This window comes from Brevundimonas sp., from assembly GCF_052436175.1.
GTDB lineage: Bacteria > Pseudomonadota > Alphaproteobacteria > Caulobacterales > Caulobacteraceae > Brevundimonas.
Genome location: NZ_JBQVNM010000101.1, coordinates 1 through 6,063 on the forward strand (window position 1 = coordinate 1; position 6,063 = coordinate 6,063).

Genomic DNA, 6,063 nt, shown 5'->3' on the forward strand with positions numbered 1-6,063 from the left:
GCCCTGTCCAACTTCGTGCGCGATCTGGACCGCTGGCGCGGCATGGCCGCCCACCTGCCCCACTGGGAGCTGACCGAGACCCTGCTGGAGGAGAGCGGCTACACCGACATGCAGAAGGCCGACCGGACCTCGGGCCAGACGCGGCTCGACAACCTGAAAGAGCTCACACAGTCGATGCAGCAGTTCGAGACGCTGCAGGCCTATCTGGAGCATGTCTCCCTGGTCATGGACCTGGATCGCGGCGAGGCCGGGGACGACGCGGTTCAGATCATGACGCTGCACGGCGCCAAGGGGCTGGAGTTCCCGCTGGTCTTCCTGCCGGGCTGGGAGGAAGGCGTCTTCCCCAGCCAGCGCAGCATCGACGAGAAGGGCGAGAAGGGCCTCGAGGAGGAACGCCGCCTGGCCTATGTCGGCGTCACCCGGGCCAAGCAGGACGCGCGGATTTCCTTCGCCGCCAATCGTCTGGTCTACGGCCGATGGACCTCGCAACTGCCCAGCCGCTTCGTCGATGAACTGCCGCTGGCCCACGTCGAGGCCCAGTCGGACACCGGCTATTACGGCGCCTCGCAGGGCATGAAGGAGGCCAAGTCGCGCTGGGATGACGCGCCGTCCTTCGGCAGCGGTTACTCCTCCCCCGGCTGGAAACGGGCCCAGACCCACACCGCCGCCGCCACGCCCCGCCCCACCCACGCCCGCCGCGCCGTCATCGAGGGCGAAGGCCGCCTCGTCGCCACCGCCGACCCGAAGGCCGGGTCCGGCTGGAAGAAGGGCGAACGGGTCTTCCACCAGAAGTTCGGCTATGGCGCCGTGCGGGTGATCGAAGGCAACAAGCTGCTGATCGACTTCGAGAAGGCGGGCGAGAAACGGGTGATCGATACGTTCGTGGAGAAGGCGGAATGAGCGCCCTCTCGCATGAGTTTCAAAGTTGCGGCATGATCCGGGAATGGCCGACGGTGCTCTGACCCTCACGCTCAACGACTATACCGCCGCCAAGATCGCCGAGCGGGCGACAGCCATGGGCATCGCTCCGGAAGCCCTTGCGGCGATGGTGCTGGATGCGCGATTCTTTGACTACGACGACTTCACCTGGATCAATGGCGATCCTCGTGACGAAGACGCCGCCGACCACGACCTTCAGGAGGAAGGCCGTCCCTGGAGCGAAGTCCGGCCCGAATTCATGGCGCTGATCGACAAGACATTCGGCAAGCCCGGATGAAGGTCATCCTGTCGCCTCGGGCCGAACTCGATTTCGAGGCCCAGGTGAAATGGTTACAGCTCCATTCTCCAGAAGCCGGCAGAGCCGCTTCCATCCGCATTGTCGAGGTGATCGACCTGCTGTCCGACTTTCCTGACATCGGTCTCTCGGTTCGTGGGACCATTCGCGAAAAACACGTTCAGTTCGGACGCGACGGCTTTGTGATCCGCTACCGACGCACAAGTCGTCAGGTGACGATCCTGCGCATCTTTCACAGCCGTCAGGATCGCTGAGCGCGCAGTCCCTCCCACGCCGCGAGGGCGATCAGGACCGCAGACGACGACAGGCTCAGCGTCAGCGGCGAGAGGACCTGCCAGCCGAACGCCAAACCGATCAGCGCCACACAACCCATCAACCGCGCCACGCTCCAGCGGCCCCAGACGGCGAATATGGCCAGGGAGCTGCCGAACAGGAACAGCAGCGGCCCGCCCAGGATGGCGGCGGCGACATGGGGCTCCGCATGGCCCAGTGGGTGGGCCAGGACGAACTCGTCGCCGACGGCCGCCAGAATGATCCCGGCGATGACCACGATGGGGGCGTAAGTGTAGGCCCGGCGGGCGATGGCGCCGACATCGGCGGCATGGGCGAAATGCTCGGACGCGGCTTCGTGCGCCCGGCCGAAGAACAGCCACCACATGGCCACGCAGGTCACGAAGGACGAGGCCAGAGCCCAGACGTGGGGCGCGGTCCATTCCAGCTCGGCGAAGGTCGCGCCGGTGACCATCAGGGTCTCGCCCAGGCAGATGATGATGAACAGGCCGACCCGTTCGGCCAGATGGGCGCCCTCGACGGTCCAGTCGGCCGTAACGGCCTTGCCGAGACCCGGGACGCGGAAGCCCATCGCCGGGGCGGCGTAATCGACGGCAAGGGCCGCCAGCCACCACCACAGCCGGTCGTGCGGATCCGCCAGTCCGCCCGCGATCCAGAGCACGCCCGCGACCGAAGACCAGATCAGGATGCGCTGGAAGTTGCGGGTCAGGCCGGGGTCGCTGCGGACGCACCACAGCATGAACAGGCTGCGCCCGACCTGGATCGCCACATAGGCGGCGGCGAAGACCAGGCCACGCGCGTCGAACGCCTCCGGTATCGCCATGGCCATGACCAGACCGCCAGCCATGATGGCGAAGATCATCAGCCGGACCGGCGTCGTCTCGACATCGACCCAGTTGGTCACCCAGCTGGTGTAGTTCCAGCTCCACCACACGGCCATCAGCAGCATCAGGGATTCCAGCGCCCCCAGGGGCGTCGGATGGTGGATCAGCAGGTGACTGACCTGGGTGATGGCGAAGACGAAGACCAGATCGAAGAACAGCTCGACGAACCCGACGCGCGCATGTTCACCCGCACGACGCTCGCGCAACAACGATCCGACCATACCCGACCCCAACCCTTCCTTAAGCGACTCTGTTCATGGTGGCGCCGTGTCCCTTGCTCGTCCAGAGGTTGCGCTCGACGAACCGGCTCCACCCTGGTGGGAGCAGGCGATCGTCGTCGTCATCATCGTGCTGCTGACGGGCGCCCTGGTCGGGCCGATCTTGGCGCCGACGCAGGAAGAGACCCCGATCCTGAGGATGATGTGGCTGCCGGTCTATGCGGCGACGATGGGTCTGCTGCTGTTCCGCGCCGATCGCATCTGGCGCGCCTGGCCCGCCTTCCTGCTGCTGGGGATCATGGTGATCCACGCCTATGCGTCGAAATACTGGTCGATCGACCCGGGCGTGACCACACGGCGGACCATCGCCCTGGCTCTATCGAGCGTCTTCGCCCTCTATCTGGGCGCGAGGTTCAAGGGGCCGCATCTGCCGAGGGTGCTGATGATCTCCTGCCTGCTGATGGGGCTGGGCAGTCTGGTGATGGTCTTCGCCTTTCCCGCCATCGGGGTGCACCAGTACGACAACGCCGGCCTGTGGCGCGGTCTCTGGTATGAAAAGAACCAGATGGGGGTCGTGATGGTGGCGGGGGTGATCGCCGCCGCAGCCTGTCTCGCCTCGGCCGACAACACCCGTGTCAGCCTGTCGATGATCGTGGCGGCTCTGACGGTCGCTGTGTGCGGGCTTCTGGTGCTGGCGACCCAGTCCAAAACCTCCCTGCTGTGCATGATCGTGGGCGTCGGGCTGATCGGCGGACTGTGGGCCATGCGGCGCGGCGGAGCGGCCTTCTCCGTGGTCTGCCTCTGGCTCGGCGTCGTTCTGGGCGCCTTCATCCTCTATCTGGTCATCACCGAGCCGGCGGTCATCCTGAAGGCGCTCGGCAAGGACCCGTCCCTGACCGGCCGGACCGACATCTGGGCCGCCCTGATGCGCAAGGTGGCGGAGAAGCCCTGGACCGGCTTCGGTTATCAGGCCTTCTGGGGGCGGACGTCGGTCCCGGCGATGTGGATCCGGCAGGAGACCCAGTGGCCGGTGCCCTCGGCCCACAACGGCTGGATCGACCTTTTGGTGCAATTGGGCTGGCCGGGCGCGATCCTCGTCGGCTTCACTATGACCCTGACCTTCGTGATGCTGCTGGCGCGGATCGGGGGCGCCGGGGCGCGCGAAGGCTATTTCAACCTGGCCTATTTCGCGGTCTTCCTGCTGCTTAGCCTGTCGGAAAGCGTGCTGCTGACCAACGCCAACCTGCCGTGGACCCTGTTGCTCGCGGCCCTGGCGCGCGGCTTCCTGCCCGATCCACAGCCGGCTCGGGTCGCCGGGACGAGCGAGCTTGCCCGCACCCGACGCGGGGGCTACCTGACGCGGTCCCGAATCGCCTCAGACTATGATCATGGCTCAGCCCGCCCCTTCCCTGTTCGACGACGCGCCCGAGCCTGAACGCCCGGCCGGCACGCCCGCGCCAGCTCCCGTTCAGGTTCAGGCGCCGGCCGCCCCTCCCGCGCCCGCCCCCCGAAGCGCGCCTGAAACCCCGGCGTCCCCCGGCGGATATTCGGCTTCGTCCATCGAAGTGCTGGAGGGGCTGGAGCCCGTCCGCAAACGCCCCGGCATGTATATCGGCGGCACGGACGAACGGGCCCTGCACCACCTGTTCGCCGAGGTGCTCGACAACGCCATGGACGAGGCCGTGGCCCGCCACGCCAGGGTCATCAAGGTCGATCTGGACGCCGACGGCTTCCTGTCGGTGTTCGACGACGGGCGCGGCATCCCCGTTGATCCCCACCCCAAACACCCCGGCAAGTCGGCGCTGGAAGTCGTCATGACCGTGCTGCACTCGGGCGGCAAATTCTCGGGCAAGGCCTATGAGACGTCCGGCGGCCTGCACGGCGTCGGGGTCTCGGTCGTGAACGCCCTGTCGGATCATCTCGACGTGACGGTCTGGCGCGACGGGTTCGAGTGGAAGCAGTCGTTCAGCCGGGGCCATGTCCTGGCGCCGATCCAGCAGGTCCAGCCGTCGAAGAAGCACGGCACCCTGATCCGTTTCCATCCAGACCACGAGATCTTCGGCGTGGGGGCGGCGTTCAAGCCGGCCCGCCTGTTCCGCATGGCGCGGTCCAAGGCCTATCTGTTCCGCGGGGTCGAGATCAAATGGACCTGCGCGGCCGAGCGCATCACCGACGCGACCCCGACCGAGGCGGTGCTGCACTTCCCCGGCGGTCTGGCCGACGCCCTGGCCGAGCGGATCGGCGATCAGGAGATGGTCACCCCCGCCTTCACCGGCCGGGTCGAGCGCAAGGGCGAAGCCGGCGCGGTCGAGTGGGCCGTGACCTGGTCGCCCATCGGCTTCGGCGAGGCCGACGGCTTCGTCCAGTCCTATTGCAACACCGTCTCGACCCCCGACGGCGGCACCCATGAGGCGGGCTTCCGTGCGGCCCTGGTCAAGGGGCTGAAGTCCTATGGCGAGCTGACCAACGAGAAGCGCGCCGGGCTGATCACGGCCGAGGACGTCATCGCCAACGCCGGCGCGATGATCTCGGTCTTCATTCGCAACCCGGAGTTCCAGGGCCAGACCAAGGACCGGCTGTCCTCGCCGGAAGGACAACGACTGGTCGAACAACTGCTGCGTGACCCGCTGGATCACTGGCTGACCGAAAGCCCGAAACAGGCCAACACCCTGCTGGGCTTCGTCATCGACCGGGCCGAGGACCGGCTGCGCCGTCGCAAGGACAAGGAGGTCCAGCGGGCCGCCGCCACGCGCAAGCTGCGCCTGCCCGGCAAGCTATCGGACTGTTCGCGCCAGTCGTCGGACGGCACCGAACTGTTCATCGTCGAGGGCGATTCGGCCGGCGGCTCGGCCAAGCAGGCGCGCGACCGGACGGTGCAGGCCATCCTGCCCCTGCGCGGCAAGATCCTGAACGTCGCCTCGGCCACGGCGGACAAGCTGCGCCAGAACGTCGAACTGTCGGATCTGACCCTGGCCCTGGGCGTGACGCCGGGACCGCGCTTCAACATCGACGACCTGCGCTATGAGCGGATCGTCATCATGACCGACGCCGACGTGGACGGCGCCCACATCGCGGCCCTGCTGATCACCTTCTTCTACCGCTCCATGCCTGAGGTGATCCGTCAGGGTCGGCTGTTCATGGCCCTGCCGCCGCTCTACCGCATCTCGGCGGGCGCCCTGTCGGAATATGCGCGGGACGACGCCCACCGCGAGGAACTGCTGGCCACCACTTTCAAGGGCAAGAAGGTCGAGATCGGGCGGTTCAAGGGTCTGGGCGAGATGATGGCGTCCCAGCTCAAGGAAACCACCATGGATCCGAAGAAGCGGACCCTGGCCAAGGTCACGCTGCCCGCATCGGAAGACGACATCGAGGATCTGGTCGAGCGTCTGATGGGCAAGAAGGCCGAGGCGCGCTTCCGCTTCATCCAGGACAACGC

At 66.9% G+C, this 6,063-nt stretch carries 6 protein-coding genes; 5 read left to right on the plus strand and 1 reads right to left on the minus strand.

All coding sequences use genetic code 11. The features are described from left to right. The 3 genes from ACT6QK_RS14620 to ACT6QK_RS14630 form a co-directional block, all read left to right on the plus strand. Positions 1–900, plus strand: a 900-nt coding sequence (locus ACT6QK_RS14620; RefSeq protein ID WP_444598555.1) for a 3'-5' exonuclease, incomplete at its 5' end; no start/stop codon positions are given. A gap of 43 nt (positions 901–943) precedes the next feature. Then, positions 944–1,216: a hypothetical protein gene (locus ACT6QK_RS14625; protein WP_444598556.1), complete on the plus strand. Its 273-nt coding sequence runs from the start codon at positions 944–946 to the stop codon at positions 1,214–1,216. Further along, on the plus strand, positions 1,213–1,488 hold the full coding sequence (locus tag ACT6QK_RS14630; RefSeq protein WP_444598557.1) for a type II toxin-antitoxin system RelE/ParE family toxin: 276 nt from the start codon (positions 1,213–1,215) through the stop codon (positions 1,486–1,488). Before ACT6QK_RS14625 ends, ACT6QK_RS14630 begins: the two co-directional genes overlap by 4 nt. On the opposite strand, the gene ACT6QK_RS14635 is transcribed toward ACT6QK_RS14630, so the two are convergent. Then, the gene (locus ACT6QK_RS14635; RefSeq protein ID WP_444598558.1) at positions 1,476–2,615 is read right to left on the minus strand and encodes a low temperature requirement protein A; all 1,140 of its coding nucleotides are present in this window, start codon (positions 2,613–2,615) and stop codon (positions 1,476–1,478) included. The two genes, ACT6QK_RS14630 and ACT6QK_RS14635, sit on opposite strands and share 13 nt — an antisense overlap. A gap of 61 nt (positions 2,616–2,676) precedes the next feature. Between ACT6QK_RS14635 and ACT6QK_RS14640 the strand changes: the two genes are divergently transcribed. Then, positions 2,677–4,062 carry an O-antigen ligase family protein gene (locus tag ACT6QK_RS14640; protein ID WP_444598559.1) on the plus strand — a complete coding sequence of 462 codons (1,386 nt, stop codon included), beginning with the start codon at positions 2,677–2,679 and terminating at the stop codon, positions 4,060–4,062. Beyond that, positions 4,016–6,063, plus strand: a 2,048-nt coding sequence (gene parE / locus ACT6QK_RS14645) for a DNA topoisomerase IV subunit B (RefSeq protein ID WP_444598560.1), incomplete at its 3' end; no start/stop codon positions are given. The genes ACT6QK_RS14640 and parE, both read left to right, overlap by 47 nt.